The organism is Streptomyces sp. SYP-A7185 (assembly GCF_046103685.1).
In the GTDB taxonomy this organism is placed as follows: domain Bacteria; phylum Actinomycetota; class Actinomycetes; order Streptomycetales; family Streptomycetaceae; genus Streptomyces.
This window is the reverse complement of record NZ_CP122310.1, coordinates 4652268-4669966: the sequence shown is the minus strand read 5'-3', so window position 1 is coordinate 4669966 and position 17699 is coordinate 4652268. Positions and strand designations below refer to the sequence as shown.

The window sequence follows — 17699 nt, the reverse complement described above, 5'->3', positions numbered from 1 at the left end:
CCCCGGGAGCCAGGGGGCGGGCCTTTCTTGTTGCCCCTGCGGTGGCACCGCCATGCAGCACCGCGGGGAGTCAGGGGGACACCAGGGTCTATCCGAAGCGGCCCGAGATGTAGTCCTCGGTCGCCTGCACGGACGGGTTGGAGAAGATCCGCTCCGTCTCGTCGATCTCGACGAGCTTGCCGGGCTGGCCGACCGCCGCGAGGTTGAAGAAGGCCGTACGGTCCGAGACGCGCGCCGCCTGCTGCATGTTGTGCGTCACGATGACGATCGTGAAGCGCTCCTTGAGCTCGCCGATCAGGTCCTCGATGGCGAGCGTCGAGATCGGGTCCAGGGCCGAGCAGGGCTCGTCCATGAGCAGGACCTGCGGCTCGACCGCGATCGCCCGCGCGATGCACAGACGCTGCTGCTGGCCGCCGGAGAGGCCGGAGCCGGGCTTGTTCAGGCGGTCCTTGACCTCGTTCCAGAGGTTGGCGCCCTTGAGGGACTTCTCGACGATGGCGTTCAGCTCGCTCTTCTTGTACGAGCCGTTGAGCCGCAGGCCCGCCGCCACGTTGTCGAAGATCGACATCGTCGGGAACGGGTTGGGGCGCTGGAAGACCATGCCGATCGTGCGGCGCACGGCGACCGGGTCGACACCGGGACCGTAGAGGTCCTCGTCGTCCAGGAGCACCTTGCCCTCGACGCGGCCACCGGTGGTGACCTCGTGCATGCGGTTGAGGGTGCGCAGGAAGGTGGACTTGCCGCAGCCGGAGGGGCCGATGAAGGCCGTCACGGAGCGGGGCTCCACGGTCATCGAGATGTCCTCGATGGCCTTGTGGGAGCTGTAGTACGCGGTCAGGCCCGATACGTCGATTCGCTTGGCCATGGGGATCACTGCTTTCGAGGGGGTACGAGAGGGTCGCTGATGGCCGCGGTCAGCGGCCCGTCTTGGGGGCCTTCCAGCGGGCTACGCCGCGGGCCGCCAGGTTGAGGATCATGATGAAGCCGATGAGGGCCAGGGCCGCCGCCCAGGCGCGGTCGTAACCGGCCTGGTTGCCCGCCGCGTACTGCTGGTAGATGTACAGCGGCAGCGAGGCCTGCGAGCCTTCGAAGGGGTTCGTGTTGATCATGGGGTTGACCCAGACCAGGAGCAGGACCGGCGCGGTCTCGCCCGCGATACGGGCGACCGCGAGCATGACGCCGGTCGTGATGCCGCCGATCGCGGTGGGCAGGACCACCTTCAGGATGGTCCGCCACTTCGGGATGCCGAGGGCGAGTGACGCCTCCCGCAGCTCGTTCGGGACGAGCTTGAGCATCTCCTCGGTGGAGCGCACGACCACCGGCATCATCAGGATGGCGAGCGCCATGGCGCCGGCCCAGCCGGAGAAGTCGAAGCCCAGGATCAGGATCCAGAAGCTGAGCACGAACAGACCCGCGACGATCGACGGGATGCCGGTCATGACGTCCACGAAGAACGTGACGACCTTGGCGAGCTTCCCGCGCCCGTACTCGACGAGGTAGATCGCGGTGAGCAGGCCGATCGGCACGGCGATCAGGGAGGCAAGGAGCACCTGCTCCAGGGTGCCGATGATCGCGTGGTAGATGCCGCCGCCGGGCTCGTCGTCCGCGACCACGCCCATGGAGTGGGTGAGGAAGTAGCCGTTGAAGACGTTCGTGCCGCGCTCGACGGTCTCGTAGACCAGGGAGGCCAGCGGGACGACGGCGAGCAGGAACATCACCCACACCATCGAGGTGGCGAGGCGGTCCTTGGCCTGGCGTCCGCCCTCGACGGTGACCGCGAGGGCGTACGAGGCGCCGACGTAGAGGATGGCCGCGATCAGGCCCCACTGGATGCGGCTGTCGAGGCCGGCGCCCACGCCGATGCCGATGGCGACGGCGGCGGAGCCGAGCGCGACGACGGCCGGGGTCCAGCGCGGGAGGCGGGCGCCCCGCAGGCTCGTGGGCTTGACGATGGTGGCGCTCATGCGTTGGCCCCCGAGTACTCCTTGCGGCGCGCGATGATCAAGCGGGCCGCGCCGTTGACCAGCAGCGTGATGATGAAGAGGACCAGACCGGAGGCGATGAGCGCGTCACGGCCGTACTCGGTCGCCTCGTTGAACTTGCTGGCGATGTTCTGCGCGAACGTGCCGCCGCCGTAGTCGAGCACGGACACGTTGATGAGGAAGTTCGGGGAGAGCACGGTGGCGACGGCGATGGTCTCGCCGAGCGCGCGGCCCAGGCCCAGCATCGAGGCGGAGATGACTCCGGAGCGGGCGAAGGGGAGCACCGACATGCGGATGGTCTCCCAGCGCGTGGCGCCGAGCGCGAGCGCGGCCTCCTCGTGCATCTTCGGGACCTGGAGGAAGACCTCGCGGCTGACGTTCGTGATGATCGGCAGGATCATGATGGCGAGCAGGATGCCCACCGTCATCAGGGAGCGCGGGGCGCCGCCCTGGTACTCGAAGACGCCGGTCCAGCCGAAGTAGTCGTCGAGCCAGCTGTAGAGGCCGGTCAGGTTGGGCGCGACCACGAGGGCGCCCCAGAGGCCGTAGACGATCGACGGCACGGCGGCCAGGAGGTCGATCACGAAGGCGATCGGAGTGGCCAGCTTGCGCGGCGCGTAGTGCGAGATGAACAGCGCGATGCCGATGGCCACGGGCACGGCGATCACCAGGGCGATGATCGAGCTCACCACCGTGCCGAAGACCAGGACCGCGATGCCGAAGTACGGTTTGCCGCCGGTGGTCGCACCGGCCGGGTCCCACTCGAAGGTGGTGAGGAAGTTGCCCGTGTTGTCCGCGAGCGCGAGGGCCGCGCGGTAGGTCAGGAAGGCCGCGATGGCGGCCATGATCGCCAGCAGCGCGATGCCGGAGCCGCGCGAGAGACCGAGGAAGATCCGGTCACCGGGGCGGGTGGCGCTGCGGCGGGGGCTCTTGGGGGTGATGCCCGAGGGCTTCACGTCGTCGAGGGGTGGGGGTGCGGTCGTACTGCTTGGTATATCCATGGGATTCTCCGGTCTGCGGAGCAGACGGGCCGCTCGGTCGGCGGCCGTTGCTCCTGGCGGCGGTGCACCGGACGGTGCGGCCGGCCCTGGGTCGCCGGGCCGGCCGCACTCGGTTCAGCTAGCTCAGGCCCGCGACGGTCGTGCGGACCTTGGCGATGATCTCGGCCGGGATCGGCGCGTAGTCGTTCTCCTTGAGGACGTTCTGGCCGTCCTCGCTGGCGATGTAGGTCAGGAAGGACTTGGTCGCGGCCAGGGTCTCGGCCTTGTTGCCCTTCTCGCAGAGGACCTCGTACGTCACCAGGGTGATCGGGTAGGCGCCCTCGGCGGTGGGCTTGTAGTTCAGCTCCAGGGCGAGGTCGTTGCCCTTGCCGACGACCTTGGCCTCGGAGATGGCCTTGGAGGCGTTGTCGACGGTGGCCTTCACCGGCTCCTTGGCGTCGGTCTTCAGGTCGACCGTGCTGATGCCGTCGGAGGCGTACGAGAGCTCGAAGTACGAGATGGCGCCGGCGGTCTGCTTGACCTGGCCCGCGACACCGGAGGAGCCGTTGGCGGACTGGCCGCCCTTGGCCTCCCAGGACTTGCCGGGCTCGTGCGCCCAGGCGGAGGGGGCCGCGCCCTTGAGGTACTTGGTGAAGTTGTCCGTGGTGCCGGACTCGTCCGAGCGGTGGAACGCCTGGATCTTGGTGCCGGGCAGCTTGGCGTCGGGGTTCAGCTTCTTGATCGCCTTGTCGTCCCAGGTCTTGATCTTGTCGTCGAAGATCTTGGCGAGGGTCTCGGCGTCCAGGACGAGGTTGTCCACGCCGGGGACGTTGTAACCGACGGCGATCGGGCCGCCGACCATCGGCAGGTCGATGGCCTGGCTGTTCTTGCAGACCTTCTTCGACGCCTCGATCTCCTCGGGCTTCAGCGCCGAGTCGGAGCCCGCGAAGGCGGTCTGGCCCTGCATGAACGCGGTGATGCCGGCGCCCGAACCCGTCGGGTTGTAGTTCAGCTGAACGTCCTTGCAGGTGGTCGAGTAGACCTTGCGCCAGGCGTCGATCGCGTTCTTCTGGGCCGACGAACCGGAGGCCGCGAGCTGGCCCTTGGCGTCGTCGCACTTGATGTTGGCATTGGCGTTGGTCTCCTTGCCGGTGCCACCGTCGCCGCCGCTCGTGTCGTCGGAGCCGCACGCCGTGAGGGCCAGGGCGCCGGAGACGGCGATGGCGCCGAGGGAGAGGGCGCGGAGCCGGTTCTTGCGCTGAAGCTTCACTTTCGGGTTTTCCTTCCGGGAGCCGCCGGCCCGTTGCTGGCGGCGTGCGAGGTCTGCGTCGTTGCGGTACTGCGGTCGTTCTGTCCTGCGGTCTTACGGTGTGTTGTAAGGCTGAAATTAGGCAGGGCAAGTGAAGCGACCGATGGGCACGAGTGAACGGCGGGTGAACCTCGGCGGTCGGCCTGGTTAGGCCTCGCACCACGGAAAGTAGTGGATCGCTCACGCGTGGTTGAGCACGCCGAGCAGAGCGTCGACGAGCTGCTGGTCACGGGCTTGCGTGAGCCGGTTGCGGGCGGCGGCGGGCGGCAGCCAGACGATGCGGTCCACCTCGTCGTTGGGCGTGAAGTGGCCGCCGGCCGCCTCCGCGGCCCAGTAGCTGACCTCTTTGGGGCGGCCCTGGGCCAGATAGCGGACCGTGGGGAGCGGGGCGCCGGGCGTGCAGCGGTGGCCGGTTTCCTCCTCCACCTCGCGCAGGGCGCCTTCGAGGGGGGTCTCGGCCCGCTTCAGCTTGCCCTTGGGGTGCGACCAGTCGTCGTACTTGGGCCGGTGGACCAGGCAGATCTCCAGGCCGCCGTCGAACGGCGAGCGGCGCCACAGGACGCAGCCCGCCGCCAGGACGACGCCGCCCTCGGGCCGCTTCACCGGGTGCTCACCGCCTCCGCCTCCCGGAGCCAGGCCTGGTGGAACGCGAAACGGGCCGCTTCCACCTCGTGGCGCTGGTCGGCGTGCAGGACGCCGAGGGCGTACGCGGTCGCCGGGGCGATGCGGGGGGTGCGGGCGGCCGACGTGGCGGCCGACGCGGCGTCCGCGGCCTCGCGGTGGCGGTCCAGGGCGCGGCCCGCCTCCGCCAGGCGCAGGTCGCCGCCGGGGCCCGCCGTGAGGACCTCCTGGGCGTATCGGTGCAGGCGCAGCAGGGCACGGGTCTTCAGCCAGGGGGCGTCCTGCGCCTCGGGCGCGGGGTCGGCGGCGAGGCCGTGCGTCAGCGCTTCCGCGTTGTACGGGTGGCCCGCCTGGCCCAGGGGGAGGGCGGCCACGGCTTCGGCGAGGTCCTCCTCGGCCCTCGCGGCCAGCGGTTTCAGGTCCTCCGCCGCCTGGATCAGGGGGACCTCGCTGGCCAGTACGGCGACGTTGTCCGCCACCGCGTGGAAGCGGGAGGAGCCGAAGGCCTGGAGGGCGGCGGAGTGGGCCCGCGTCCGGGCGAGGGTCAGCTGACGCTCCAGAAGGGCCGCGGCCTTGGCCGCGCCCACGGTCAGGCCCCGTGGAGCACCCCCGGGCTCACCGGAGCCCTGTGGCGCGGGTGGCGCCGCGGGCCGCTCCCATCCGTTCCGCCCGGCAGGACGCCTGCCCGCGGCGGCGGCTGCCGCGTGCCCCGCCGGCTGCGGCACCCCGGGCGGCCCCGACAGGCGGTGCAGGGCGTCGAGGAGGCGCTCCAGGCGGGCCCCGTACGCGTGCTCGCGGGCCAGGGTGCCGGAGAGCCAGGCCAGCTCGGGGCGGAGGTTCGCCGCCCACTCGTGGTCCAGGAGCGGGCGGAACGTGTGCAGGGTGCCCCCGATGCGGCGGGCCGCGCGGCGCAGGGCCCGGGCCGCCTCCAGGGCCGCCTCGGCGCCCTGCGCGTCCGAGGACGACTCGCGGTGCAGCCGCAGCGAGCGCAGGAACTCCGTGGCCTGGCCCTGAAGATAGGCCGACAGGACGTCGCCCGTCGTCGTCTCATGGTTTAGCTGTGCCACGCCGGCGCCTCCGGGCGTCTATGAGCATCTCCTGTACGTTCCGCAGGGGCTGGCCCTCCGGATCCAGCGCGTGCCGGGTCCAGTTGCCGTCAGCGCCCAGGTGCCAGGAGGCGGTGGTGTCCGACATACCGGTCTCCAGGAGCCGGCTCAGGGCGGCCCGGTGCGCCGGGTCGGTGACCCTGACCAGCGCCTCGATACGGCGGTCGAGGTTGCGGTGCATCATGTCGGCGCTGCCGATCCACACCTCGGGCTCGCCCGCGTTGCCGAAGGCGAAGACGCGGGAGTGTTCGAGGAAGCGGCCCAGCACGGACCGCACCCGTATCGTCTCCGAGAGCCCCGCCACCCCGGGCCGCACGGCACAGATCCCGCGCACCCATACGTCCACCGGCACGCCCGCCTGCGAGGCGCGGTAGAGGGAGTCCACGATGGCCTCGTCGACCATCGAGTTGCACTTGATGCGCACATAGGCCGGACGACCCGCACGGTGGTGCTGGATCTCCTTCTCGATGCGCGAGATGAGCCCGTCGCGCAGGGACTTGGGGGCGACCAGGAGACGGCGGTAGGTCTCGCGGCGCGAGTAGCCCGAGAGCCGGTTGAAGAGGTCGGACAGGTCCGCGCCGACCTCCTGCTTGGCGGTGAGCAGTCCCAGGTCCTCGTACAGCCGGGCCGTCTTAGGGTGGTAGTTGCCCGTGCCCACGTGGGAGTAGCGGACCAGGGTGTCGCCCTCCTGGCGGACGACGAGGGAGAGCTTGCAGTGCGTCTTGAGGCCGACCAGGCCGTAGACGACGTGGCAGCCCGCCTCCTCCAGCTTCCGCGCCCACTTGATGTTCGCCTGCTCGTCGAAGCGCGCCTTGATCTCGACCAGGACGAGCACCTGCTTGCCCGACTCGGCGGCGTCGATCAGCGCGTCGACTATGGGGGAGTCGCCCGAGGTCCGGTACAGCGTCTGCTTGATGGCGAGCACGTCAGGGTCGGCGGCGGCCTGCTCCAGGAAGGCCTGCACGGACGTGGAGAACGAGTCGTACGGGTGGTGCAGCAGGACGTCGCGCTCGCGCAGGGCGGCGAAGATGTCCGGCGCGGACGCCGACTCCACCTCGGCGAGGTCGCGGTGCGTGCCCGCGATGAACTTCGGGTACTTCAGCTCGGGCCGGTCGAGGGACGCGATGCCGAAGAGCCCGGTCAGGTCGAGCGGGCCCGGCAGCGGATAGACCTCCGCCTCGCTGATCTTCAGCTCGCGCACGAGGAGGTCGAGGACGTTCCGGTCGATGGACTCCTCCACCTCCAGGCGCACCGGCGGCCCGAAGCGGCGCCGCATGAGCTCCTTCTCCAGGGCCTGGAGGAGGTTCTCGGCGTCGTCCTCCTCGACCTCCAGGTCCTCGTTCCGGGTGAGCCGAAACATGTGGTGCTCCTGGATCTCCATGCCCGGGAAGAGCTCCGCGAGGTGCGCGGGGGCGGCGATGACGTCCTCGATGGGCACGTACCGCTGGGGGGAGGCCTCCAGGAAGCGGGAGAGCAGCGGCGGCACTTTCACGCGGGCGAAGTGCGTGTGCCCCGAGACGGGGTTGCGCACGACCACGGCGAGGTTGAGCGAGAGCCCCGAGATGTACGGGAAGGGGTGCGCCGGGTCGACCGCGAGGGGCGTCAGGACGGGGAAGATCTGCTGCCGGAAGAGCGTGAAGAGGCGGGACTGCTCCTTCTCGGTCAGCTCGTTCCAGCGGACCAGGTGGATGCCCTCGTCGGCGAGGCCGGGGGCGACGTCCTCCTGGTAGCAGGCGGCGTGCCGGGCCATGAGCTCGCGGGAGCGGTTCCAGATCAGTTCCAGGACCTCGCGGGGCTGGAGGCCCGAGGCCGAACGGGTGGCGACGCCGGTCGCGATGCGGCGCTTCAGGCCGGCCACCCGGACCATGAAGAACTCGTCCAGGTTCGAGGCGAAGATCGCCAGGAAATTAGCCCGTTCGAGTAGGGGGGTGTTCGGGTCCTCGGCGAGTTCGAGGACCCGTTCGTTGAAGGCGAGCCAGCTGCGCTCCCGGTCCAGGAAGCGGCCTTGCGGCAGCTCCTGGCCGTCGTGTCCCACCTGGCCGTCCTCGTCGTACGCGTCGAGATCCGCGTCGATGTCGGGGTCGAGGTCGGAGACCGCCGCCGACAGGGTGTGGGGCCTGTGCGCGGCGATGGAGCCGACGGAGGGCTGGGGGTGCTGGACCGTACCTTGCGCGCTGGGCTGGCTCATGGCCCCATTGTTCCGCGCGGGGACCCCGATGGGCGCGTCGGAGAGTGCCGGGGCGAGGACGAGCTTCCCGTTCATGGGGGGAGGGTCGGGCACGGCAGGCTGCATTGAGCGAGGGTCGCAAGCCAGTCTGAATCACTGGTTACGGCGACATGACGTGCGGGACATGTGCGGGAGACCCCCGGACGTCTACACGGCCGGGGGTCTGTTCTGCCGCTCAGGCGGTACGGCGCTTCAGGACGCGGAAGGCGGCGTAGGCGGCGGCCGCGGTGAGGGCGAGGACGAGGGCGGTCTCGATCAACTGGACGTACCAGAAGTGGGAGTAGGGGTGGATCTCGGCGTACCAGCCGGTGACCTTGGTGTCGGAGGGGCAGGGGAAGTGCGCGCCCGGCTCCGACGAGCACTGTCTTTCCACGAACCGTTCACCGGCGGCGTTGTGGACCCCCATGTCCACGATGAGGGAGTCCACGGGGACGTGGTGCATCGTGTAGCCGGTGCTCGTGCCCGAGGCGGGCCCCGAGAGCGTGGTCACCGGGTACAGGTCCCAGCGCACGCTGCCGGAGGTGAACAGCACGAGGCCGGTGATGAGGCCGCCGGCGGCGAGGGCCACCAGCGTGCGGCGCACGAGAAGGCCGATGAGGGCGCCGACCACGACGGCGAAGAGGCAGTACGCGACGAAGACGGGGCCGATGGACTCGTAGACGCCCCGGTCGGCCCAGATCAGGTCCGACACGGGCCCGACACCGGACCGGCCGAGCCAGAAGACCGCCATCAGAGCGAGGCCACCGGCCACGCTCACCACGGCGAACACCGTCAGCTTCGACGTCAGCCAGCGCGCGGGCGAGACCGATTGGGTCCAGGCGAGCTGGTGGGTGCCCGACTCCATTTCGCGGGCCACGACCGGGCCGGCGACGAAGGCGCCGATCAGGACGGGGATCAGGAGCATCCCCATGGAGTAGTCCGTCACGAACGTGTACAGCAGTACCCGGGCGCTGGTGAAGCCGAGGAACGTGTCGCAGGTGCCGGTGGAGGTGCAGGCGCCGGTGGGCTCGGGGTAGGCGTGGTTCGCCCACCGCAGATAGCCCGTCACCACGGCCGCGAGCACGACGATGCCGAGGCCCGTCCACAGTGCGCCGCGGTGCAGCCGGACGTCCGTCCAGCGGGGGCCGCGCAGGAGAGGCGTGCTCATGCCGTCACCTCGCGCTCGGCGGGCGCCGTGCCCGGCGTCAGGAGTGCCGGTGCTTCCGGGGAGCGGAGATGGGCCAGCAACAGTTCCTCCAGGGAAGGTTCTTCCACGTCCCAGCCGGCCCAGCCGTCGCCGACCGGGCGGCCCTCCGGGCGGATCAGCGCGGTCAGGCCGCGCCCCGTGGCGCGGGATTCGACGACGGTGTGCGGGGCGAGCTCCTCGACGGGGCGGCGCCCGGTGACCAGGGCGTGCGCCGAGACGAGGTCGTCGATGCCGCCGCCGAGCCGCACCCGGCCACCGGACACGAGCAGCAAGTGGTCGCAGGACTCGGCCAGTTCACCGACGATGTGCGAGGACATCACCACGGTGGTCCCGTGCTCGGCCGCCTCGGCCATCAGCGTCCCCATCAGCTGGTGCCGGGCCAGCGGGTCCAGGTCGGCCATCGGCTCGTCCAGGAGCAGGAGTTCGGCCCGCTTGCCGAGGGCGAGCGCGAGCGCCACCCGGGTGCGCTGCCCGCCGGAGAGCGTGCGCACGCGGGCCTTCGGGTCCAGGCCCCCTTCCCGTACGACACGTGCGGCGAGCGCGGCATCCCAGCGCCCGGCGTTCAGCTCGGCGCCCATCCGCAGGGTGTCCCCGATGCTGAGCTGCGGATAGAGCGGCTTGTCCTGGGCGACGTACGCGAGGCGTCCGCGCGCGGCGGCCGGGTCGGTGCCGAGCACCCTGAGCGCGCCCCCGCTCGGCCTGAGCAGCCCCGCGGCGAGGGCGAGCAGCGTCGACTTGCCCGCGCCGTTGGGCCCGACGACCGCGCAGATCCGCCCGGCGGGCAGCCGGAAGGAACAGTCGCTCAGGGCGTGGCCCCGTCGCCCGTACCTCTTGGCGAGCGAGGCCGCCTCGATGGCGGTGTCGGTCATGCGTGGTCCCCCTTGGTTGCCTGCTCTGACTGCGTGAACTGCTCTTCGAGTACGGCGCTGAACAGCGCCGCGACGTCGTCCCTCTCCAGACCGGACGCACGGGCCCGGGCCGCCCACTGGCTCAGCTCACCGCGCAGCGGGGAGTCCGCGGGCGTGGCGCCCAGCGTCCTGCGCACGAAGGTGCCGAGCCCGCGGCGGGCTTCCACCAGGCCCTCGCGTTCCAGTTCGCGGTAGGCCTTCAGGACCGTGTTCGGGTTGATGGCCGTGGCCTCGACGACCTCACGGGCCGTGGGCAGCTTGTCGCCCGGCTCCAGCAGTCCCAGGCGCAGGGCCTGTTGGGTCTGCTGGACGATCTGGAGATAGGTGGCGACGCCACTGCGCCGGTCGATACGGAACTCGACCATGCCCTTGCACCACCCTTTCACTAATTGAGTAGTGAAAGGGTGGTGCAAGAAAGGGGCGGCGTCAAGTGACGCCGCCCCTCGGGGAGTTCGCTCGCGGGTGTGCCTACGACTCCGTGCGGTACATCAGGTCCGTCTCGTGGGTGGTGAAACCGAGGCGTTCGTAGACGCTCACGGCCGCCTTGTTGTCCGCGTCCACGTACAGCATCGCGGTCGGCAGGCCCGCTGCCGCCAGGTGGTTCAGGCCGATCGTCGTGAGCGCCTTGCCGAGGCCGCCGCCCTGGGCGCCCGAGCGGACCCCGAGGACGTACACCTCGCCGAGGCCCTCGTCCGCGTGGACCTTCGTCCAGTGGAAGCCGACCAGTTCGCCGTCCTTCTCCGCGAGGAAGAAGCCCGCCGGGTCGAACCACGGCTCGGCCTTGCGGTCGTCCAGGTCGCGCTGGGTGAGGGAGCCCTGCTCGGGGTGGTGGGCGAAGGCGTCGGCGTTCACCGCGAGCCAGGCCGCGTCGTCCTGGCCGGGGACGAAGGCGCGTACGGTGACGCCCTGGGGCAGGACGGGCTCGGGCAGGTCGATGTCGCCCAACGAGCGCCGCATCTGCCGCAGTTCACGGAAGAGGGTCAGCCCGAGCACCTGGGCCAGGTGCCGCGCGGCCGAGTGCCCGCCGTGCGCCCACACCCGCAGCCGCCGCCCCGACTCGGCGAGCAGCGCGGTGCCCAGCGCCCGGCCGTGCCCGCGCCCCCGGTGCGCGGGGTGCACGACGAGCTCGGCCGCGGGCGCCTCGATGGGGTCGGTGTCCTCCAGCTGTGCGTACCCGACGAGTTCGTCGCCGAGGCCGAGCAGCAGATGCCGTACGCCCGACCTGGCCCCGCCCCGCAGCTGGAGCCGCCCCTGCTCGGACACGGCCTGCTGGCCGTCCGTGCGGGCCGCTTCGGCGATGAGCCCGAGCACGGCGTCGGCCTGGTCGGAGGTGAGGGCGGCGACCGTGTCGATCTGCCGCAGGGTGGCGGGAGGCTGCTGCTCGTCAGTCATGGAGTCGAGGGTACGGCGGCGGCCGTCCGAGCAGCAGATCACGTACGTACGCGGGCACCGCGGGGTGGCGCACGACGGCGTACGCGCCCTCGGTACCGCACCCGGCCGCCCGCACTTCCGTACGCCGCCGCCCCCGCATCTCCGCACCCGGCCGCCCGCACCTCCGTACGCCGCCGCCCCCACATCTCCGCACCCGGCCGCCCGCACTTCCATACGCCGCTGCCCGGACCACACAGAGGCCGCCGCCCGGATCTCACAGACGCTGGCGCCCGGACCACACAGACGCCGGCGCCCGGACCTCGCAGGCACCGGCGTCCGCACCTCCACGCGCCGTCAGTCTTGTCCGAAGTGTCCGCAACGCCCCCGGTGAGCCCCTGACGGCAACCACCTCGTAACCCGCAACCCCCTGTCGCTCTACGCGCGTTGACTTTAGGCTGCGCGGTGTCTCACACCCTCAGTCGTTCCACACCTCTCTTAGGGGGACACGTGCCAGTCACTCCTCAGCCGCGCAGGCCCAGACGCCGCGCCACCCGTGTGCTCGCCGCCGCGGCCGGCCTCGCCACGATCGGTGCGCTGGCGGCCGCGCTGCCCGCGAGCGCCGGGCAGGACCACGCGGGCGCTGCGGGCACGTCGGGCAAGAAGCGCACGGTCGACGTGCAGCTGCTGTCCTTCAACGACTTCCACGGCAACCTCCAGCCGCCCGCGGGATCCTCGGGCCAGGTCACGGAGAAGCAGCCCGACGGGACCGAGAAGAAGATCGACGCGGGCGGTGCCGAGTACCTCGCCACCTCGCTGCGCACGGCCCGCAAGGGCCATCCGTACAGCGTCACGGCGGCGGCCGGCGACCTCATCGGCGCCAGCCCGCTCCTGTCGGGGCTTTTCCACGACGAGCCGACGGTCGAGGCGATGAACAAGCTCGATCTGGACGTGACCAGCGTCGGCAACCACGAGTTCGACGAGGGCGCCAAGGAACTGGCCCGCATGCAGAACGGCGGCTGTCACCCCAAGGACGGCTGCTTCGAGAAGGGCAAGAAGTTCCAGGGGGCCGACTACCCCTACCTCGCGGCCAACGTGACCGACGAGAAGACCGGCAAGCCCCTCCTCAAGCCCTACTGGGTGTGGAAGAACAAGGGCGTCAAGGTCGGCTTCATCGGCGTGACGCTGGAGGGGACCCCGGACATCGTCTCGGCCGACGGCGTCAAGGGCCTGAAGTTCCACGACGAGATCGAGACGGTCAACAAGTACGCGAAGATCCTCGACAAGCAGGGCGTGAAGTCGATCGTCACGCTCATCCACGAGGGCGGCGCCCCCGCGAGCCAGGCGTACAACTACGACTGCGACTCCCCGGGCGCGGGCGACGGCATCTCCGGTCCGATCACCACCATCGCCAAGGGCATCACGCCCAAGGTCGACGCCCTGGTCACCGGCCACACCCACGCCGCGTACGTGTGCACCGTCCCGGACCCCTCGGGCAAGCCCCGCATGGTCACCTCGGCGTCCTCGTACGGCAAGCTCTACACCGACACGACGCTCACGTACGACCGCAAGACCAACGACATCGTCCGTACGTCGGTGAAGTCGGCGAACCACGTCGTCAGCCGCGAGCAGGCCAAGGCCAAGGACATGACCTCGCTCATCGGGCGCTGGAACAAGCTGGCCGAGCCGGTCGCCAACAAGCCCGTCGGGTTCATCTCCGGTGACATCCCGGGCCGCGGCGCCACCACTCCCGAGGCACCGCTCGGCGACCTGATCGCCGACGCGCAGCTCGCCCACGGCACGTCGCTCGACCCGGAGACGGATCTGGCCCTGATGAACCCCGGCGGCATCCGCTCCGACCTCGTCCACAAGGCGAGCGGCAGCGAGGGCGACGGGGTCGTGACGTACGGCGAGGGCTTCACGGTCCAGCCGTTCAGCAACACGGTCAATCTGGTCGACCTGACCGGCGCGCAGCTCGTCACCGGACTCAAGCAGCAGGTGAGCGGGCCGAACCAGGCATCCCCGAAGATCCTTCAGATCTCGGACGGCCTCACGTACACGCTCGACATGACGAAGTCCGGTGCCGACCGTGTCGTGACAGACTCGATCAAGCTGGGCGGCAAGGCGATCGATCCCGCCGCCACCTATCGTGTGGCGATGAACTCCTTCCTCGCGGGCGGCGGCGACGGCTTCACCGAGCTCGGCAAGGGCACGAAGCCGCTGGTCGGCGGCGATGACCTGAAGGCGCTCAACGACTACCTGACCGCCAACTCCTCGGCGGACAAGCCGATCGCGCCGCCCAAGGCGGACCGGATCACCGTCGTGAAGTGAATGACGCGTTAACTCGCGTGCTCAGAAGGCGGTCGAAAACGGCCGTTACTGGGCGTAAGGCTTGGGGTGGGGTGTGAACGTATGGTGAAATCAGCTGATGCGTTCCCCCCACCGCATAGCCACGCTTCCGCCCGATCACAACCAGGCCTCTCCGTCTGATGGTTGGCACGCCGCATCGGTTCCCCCAGAAGCACCCGCAGCAGCCTCCGCCTCCGCCTTCGCCCCTGCCCCCGCCTCCGCCTCCGCCTCCGCCTCCGCTGAATCATCCGCGGCAGCACGCGCAGAGGCGCCTCCGGAAGCGGTGGAGACCACCGCGCCCCTGAACCCGTACGACGAGCTCGGCGCCCTCGCGTCGCCGAACCCGCTGGAGGACTTCCTCCACGAGACGGACGACGACGAGGACGCCAAGTCCGAGGCCCCCTGGCAGCCCCCGAACCACCGCCGCGGCAGCCGCCGCCGCAACCGCTTCGCCGGACTCCCGCTCGCCGCCAAGGCCGTCGTGGCCGTCGTGGTCCTCGCCGCCTTCCTCGCGCTCGGTGACCGCTGGGCCCTGCTCTACGCCGAGCACGAGGCCGCGGCCAAGCTCAAGGACTCCCTGCACCTCAGCGCCGCGCCCGAGGTCGACATCGAGGGCTTCCCCTTCCTGACCCAGGTCCTCGACAAGCGCGTGGACAAGGTCAGGGTCACCGTCCCGGACGTCGCAGCCGACCGGATCTCGCTCGCCCAGGTCTCCGCCACCGCCACGGACGTGAAGATCACCGGCGACGGCCCCACCGACATCAAGGGCGCCCTCATCCGCGAGATGGAGGGCGAGGTCCTGCTCTCCTTCGACGACCTGAACCGTGAACTGGGCGCCTCCCAGGTGACGTTCACCGGCCGCGGCGGCGACCAGGTCCTCGCGCGCGGGACGCTGCCCGTCGCGGGCCACGACCTGAAGCTGCGCGCCGACGCCCGCATCCAGCGCAACGGCGACCGCGGCATCTCCACCGACATCGGCAGGATGAGCCTCCAGATCGGCGACCTGGCGACCTACCGGCCCGGCACCCGCGACTCCGAGGGCCTGCACCTCAGCAAGGAGACCGCGGACCGGCTCGCCCGGGAGACCGCCAAGGCCAAGGCCCTGCTCTCCGTGCCGTCGATCGTCGAGCGGCTCGACGTCCCGGACCCGGTGATCAGCGGCGCCCTCAAGAGCGACGCCAAGCTGCACGACCTCGTCGGCACCCCGCGCTTCATCAACGACGTGATGGGCCTGAACCTCATCGACGTCGCGATGGGCCACCCCGAGCTCCTGAAGAAGCTGGGCCTTGACCCGGCGCTGCTCAAGGGCCTCTCCCAGCTCACCCGCCCCGTCCTCGCCGACCGCCTCACGCTCGCCTTCCAGCTGCCGAAGCTGCCGGGCAAGGGGAACGTCTGGCTCCAGGACGTGAGCGTGCAGCAGGACGGGATCCGGGTGCGGCTGAGCGGCACGGGGCTGGGGATCGGCAAGTAGCCGACAGCCGTCCGCGCTGCTTACGCGGCCGGGGGCGGGGTCGGTGCTCCCGGCAGGCGGATCGTCGCCACCGTCCCGCCGCCGTCGGCGGGCCGGAGCGCCACCTCGCCGCCCGCCTGGTGCACCGTGCGGGCCACGATGGACAGCCCCAGGCCCGACCCGGGGAGACTGCGGGCCGACGGGGAACGCCAGAAGCGGTCGAAGACGTGCGGGAGTTCGTCGGCGGGGATGCCGGGGCCGTGATCGCGGACGGTCAGCGCGCCCTCCTTGAGGGCCACCTCGACGGCGGAGCCGGCCGGACCGAACTTCACCGCGTTGTCCAGGACGTTCACGATGGCCCGCTCCAGCGCGGGCGGGTCGGCGCGGACGAACCAGGGGGCGAGGTCCGCGGTGAACGTCAGCTCGGGCCCGCGCAGACGTGCGCGCTCCAGGGCGGTTTCCACGATGTCGTGCAGGGCGATGACCTGCACTTTTCCGCTGCCGGGTCCGGAATCCGTACGGGACAGCTCCTGGAGGTCGCCGATCAGCGAGGCCAGCTCGGTCATCTGCGCGGTGACGGACGCGAGCAGGGCCTTGCGGTCGTCGGGCGGGATGGCGCGTCCGGTCTCCTCGCTGCGGGCCAGCAGCTCGATGTTCGTGCGCAGCGAGGTGAGCGGGGTGCGCAGCTCGTGCCCCGCGTCGGCGATGAGCTGCTGCTGGAGGTCGCGGGAGGAGGCGAGGGAGGCGGTCATGGAGTTGAAGGAGCGGGAGAGCCGGGCGATCTCGTCGTCGCCCTCGGCGGGGATGCGGAGGTTCAGGTCCTCGGTACGGGCCACGTGCTCGACGGCCGCGGTCAGCTCGTCGACCGGACGGAGCCCGGTCCTGGCCACCCAGAGCCCGGCGGCGCCGGCGCCGATGACGCCGATCCCCGCCGCTGCCGCAAGCAGCAGGGCCAGCTTGTTCAGGGGGGTGTCGATCTCGGAGAGCGGGCGGGACAGGGACACCGTGAAGCCGCTGGCCCGGTCCACCTGGGTCAGCACGCGCACCGACTGGCCGTCGTCGGTCCGGCCGTCGTGCAGGGCTTGTTCCCGCGTGCCCTGGGCCACCCGTAGGTCGGCTTCCTCCGTTACGACGGACGGGGATCCGCGGCCCACGCAACGCGTGCCGTCCGGCTGGACGACCTGCACGAAGACCGTGGTGGTGCCGGGCGCCGTCTCGGAGTTGGGGGCACTGCTCGTGTCGCGGCAGCGGGATACCGTGTCCGCGAGGTAGGGCCCCCCGACGTTCAGGCTGCGCAGCGAGTCGTCCATCTGGTCCCGCAGCTGCGCGCGGGTCAGGAGCCAGCAGGACACGGCGACGGCCGCCACCGCCAGCGCCACCGTGCACGTCACCAGAAGTGCGAGCCGCGAGCGCAGGGGCATGGCACGGTACCGCAGGAAGAAGCCCCTCACTCGCCGCTCCCGGACCCCGGCCGCAGCACATAGCCGACCCCTCGCACCGTGTGCACGAGGCGCGGCTCGCCGCCCGCTTCCGTCTTGCGGCGCAGGTACATCACGTACACGTCCAGGGAGTTGGAGGACGGCTCGAAGTCGAAGCCCCAGACCGCCTTCAGGATCTGCTCGCGCGTCAGCACCTGGCGCGGGTGCGCGAGGAACATCTCCAGGAGGGTGAACTCCGTGCGGGTCAGCTCCACCGTCCTCGCCCCCCGCGTCACCTCCCGCGTCGCCAGGTCCATCCGCAGGTCGCCGAAGGAGAGCGTGTCGCCCTCCTCGGCCTGCCCCGCGGCGGCCGCGTACGAACTGCGGCGCAGCAGGGCCCGGATGCGGGCGAAGAGCTCGTCCAGCTCGAACGGCTTGACCAGGTAGTCGTCGGCGCCCGCGTCCAGACCCGTGACGCGATCGCCCACGGTGTCCCGCGCGGTGAGCATCAGGATCGGCGTCAGGGAGCCCGTCGAGCGGAGCCGCCGCGCGGCGGTCAGGCCGTCCATGCGGGGCATCTGGATGTCGAGGACGACCAGGTCGGGGCGGTAGGCGGCGGCCTTCTCCAGCGCGTCGGCGCCGTCGACGGCGACCTCCGTGCCGTAGCCCTCGAAGGCGAGACTGCGCTGGAGCGCCTCCCGCACCGCGGGCTCGTCGTCCACGATCAGGATGCGCTGCTGCTGCTCGCCTTCGGCGGGGCTCATCGGCGTGTGACTTCCTTGCGTACGGGTCCGA

Annotated in this window: 15 protein-coding genes; 2 read left to right on the top strand and 13 right to left on the bottom strand. The window is 70.9% G+C overall.

The window, feature by feature from the left end; genetic code table 11:
• Positions 1-88 precede the first annotated feature (88 nt).
• The 11 genes from pstB to mshD form a co-directional block, all read right to left on the bottom strand.
• Complete coding sequence (pstB, locus tag QBL25_RS20405; RefSeq protein WP_367043469.1) at positions 89-865, bottom strand: phosphate ABC transporter ATP-binding protein PstB; 777 nt, start codon at positions 863-865, stop codon at positions 89-91.
• 49 nt (positions 866-914) lie between these two features.
• The gene (pstA, locus tag QBL25_RS20400) at positions 915-1964 is read right to left on the bottom strand and encodes a phosphate ABC transporter permease PstA (RefSeq protein ID WP_409058473.1); all 1050 of its coding nucleotides are present in this window, start codon (positions 1962-1964) and stop codon (positions 915-917) included.
• Positions 1961-2983, bottom strand: a complete 1023-nt coding sequence (pstC, locus tag QBL25_RS20395; RefSeq protein ID WP_409058472.1) for a phosphate ABC transporter permease subunit PstC — start codon at positions 2981-2983, stop codon at positions 1961-1963. Before pstC ends, pstA begins: the two co-directional genes overlap by 4 nt.
• A gap of 118 nt (positions 2984-3101) precedes the next feature.
• Positions 3102-4232: a phosphate ABC transporter substrate-binding protein PstS gene (pstS, locus tag QBL25_RS20390; protein WP_409058471.1), complete on the bottom strand. Its 1131-nt coding sequence runs from the start codon at positions 4230-4232 to the stop codon at positions 3102-3104.
• A 219-nt stretch (positions 4233-4451) separates the two neighbouring features.
• On the bottom strand, positions 4452-4874 hold the full coding sequence (locus QBL25_RS20385; protein ID WP_409058470.1) for an NUDIX hydrolase: 423 nt from the start codon (positions 4872-4874) through the stop codon (positions 4452-4454).
• Entirely contained in the window at positions 4871-5959 is a 1089-nt protein-coding gene (locus QBL25_RS20380) for a CHAD domain-containing protein (protein WP_409058469.1), read from the bottom strand. The genes QBL25_RS20385 and QBL25_RS20380 overlap by 4 nt, the downstream gene beginning before the upstream one ends.
• On the bottom strand, positions 5940-8291 hold the full coding sequence (locus tag QBL25_RS20375) for an RNA degradosome polyphosphate kinase (protein ID WP_409058468.1): 2352 nt from the start codon (positions 8289-8291) through the stop codon (positions 5940-5942). The genes QBL25_RS20380 and QBL25_RS20375 overlap by 20 nt, the downstream gene beginning before the upstream one ends.
• A 109-nt stretch (positions 8292-8400) precedes the next feature.
• The gene (locus QBL25_RS20370) at positions 8401-9372 is read right to left on the bottom strand and encodes an ABC transporter permease (protein ID WP_409058467.1); all 972 of its coding nucleotides are present in this window, start codon (positions 9370-9372) and stop codon (positions 8401-8403) included.
• Positions 9369-10280 carry an ABC transporter ATP-binding protein gene (locus QBL25_RS20365; protein WP_409058466.1) on the bottom strand — a complete coding sequence of 304 codons (912 nt, stop codon included), beginning with the start codon at positions 10278-10280 and terminating at the stop codon, positions 9369-9371. The genes QBL25_RS20370 and QBL25_RS20365 overlap by 4 nt, the downstream gene beginning before the upstream one ends.
• Positions 10277-10684, bottom strand: a complete 408-nt coding sequence (locus QBL25_RS20360; protein WP_409058465.1) for a GntR family transcriptional regulator — start codon at positions 10682-10684, stop codon at positions 10277-10279. Before QBL25_RS20360 ends, QBL25_RS20365 begins: the two co-directional genes overlap by 4 nt.
• Positions 10685-10787: 103 nt before the next feature.
• On the bottom strand, positions 10788-11711 hold the full coding sequence (gene mshD / locus QBL25_RS20355) for a mycothiol synthase (RefSeq protein ID WP_409058464.1): 924 nt from the start codon (positions 11709-11711) through the stop codon (positions 10788-10790).
• Positions 11712-12197: 486 nt separating this feature from the next.
• Between mshD and QBL25_RS20350 the strand changes: the two genes are divergently transcribed.
• Complete coding sequence (locus tag QBL25_RS20350; protein ID WP_409058463.1) at positions 12198-14018, top strand: bifunctional metallophosphatase/5'-nucleotidase; 1821 nt, start codon at positions 12198-12200, stop codon at positions 14016-14018.
• Between the two features lie 97 nt (positions 14019-14115).
• Positions 14116-15507 (top strand): DUF2993 domain-containing protein, encoded by a 1392-nt coding sequence (locus QBL25_RS20345; protein ID WP_409058462.1) that lies wholly within the window; start codon positions 14116-14118, stop codon positions 15505-15507.
• A gap of 20 nt (positions 15508-15527) precedes the next feature.
• Here QBL25_RS20345 and QBL25_RS20340 read toward each other — a convergent pair whose 3' ends face one another.
• Together QBL25_RS20340 and QBL25_RS20335 are read right to left on the bottom strand one after the other, a co-directional pair.
• The gene (locus tag QBL25_RS20340; protein ID WP_409058461.1) at positions 15528-16937 is read right to left on the bottom strand and encodes an ATP-binding protein; all 1410 of its coding nucleotides are present in this window, start codon (positions 16935-16937) and stop codon (positions 15528-15530) included.
• The gene (locus QBL25_RS20335; RefSeq protein WP_409058460.1) at positions 16934-17668 is read right to left on the bottom strand and encodes a response regulator transcription factor; all 735 of its coding nucleotides are present in this window, start codon (positions 17666-17668) and stop codon (positions 16934-16936) included. Before QBL25_RS20335 ends, QBL25_RS20340 begins: the two co-directional genes overlap by 4 nt.
• Between the last annotated feature and the right edge of the window lie 31 nt (positions 17669-17699).

Excerpts from the sequence above, each read along its gene's own strand:
- QBL25_RS20365 (WP_409058466.1), bottom strand. The coding sequence starts at position 10,280 with ATGACCGACACCGCCATCGAGGCGGCCTCGCTCGCCAAGAGGTACGGG.
- QBL25_RS20335 (WP_409058460.1), bottom strand. The coding sequence starts at position 17,668 with ATGAGCCCCGCCGAAGGCGAGCAGCAGCAGCGCATCCTGATCGTGGAC.
- QBL25_RS20375 (WP_409058468.1), bottom strand. The coding sequence starts at position 8,291 with ATGCAGCCTGCCGTGCCCGACCCTCCCCCCATGAACGGGAAGCTCGTC.
- QBL25_RS20345 (WP_409058462.1), top strand. The coding sequence starts at position 14,116 with ATGCGTTCCCCCCACCGCATAGCCACGCTTCCGCCCGATCACAACCAG.
- QBL25_RS20370 (WP_409058467.1), bottom strand. The coding sequence starts at position 9,372 with ATGAGCACGCCTCTCCTGCGCGGCCCCCGCTGGACGGACGTCCGGCTG.
- mshD (WP_409058464.1), bottom strand. The coding sequence starts at position 11,711 with ATGACTGACGAGCAGCAGCCTCCCGCCACCCTGCGGCAGATCGACACG.
- QBL25_RS20360 (WP_409058465.1), bottom strand. The coding sequence starts at position 10,684 with ATGGTCGAGTTCCGTATCGACCGGCGCAGTGGCGTCGCCACCTATCTC.
- pstA (WP_409058473.1), bottom strand. The coding sequence starts at position 1,964 with ATGAGCGCCACCATCGTCAAGCCCACGAGCCTGCGGGGCGCCCGCCTC.
- pstC (WP_409058472.1), bottom strand. The coding sequence starts at position 2,983 with ATGGATATACCAAGCAGTACGACCGCACCCCCACCCCTCGACGACGTG.
- pstB (WP_367043469.1), bottom strand. The coding sequence starts at position 865 with ATGGCCAAGCGAATCGACGTATCGGGCCTGACCGCGTACTACAGCTCC.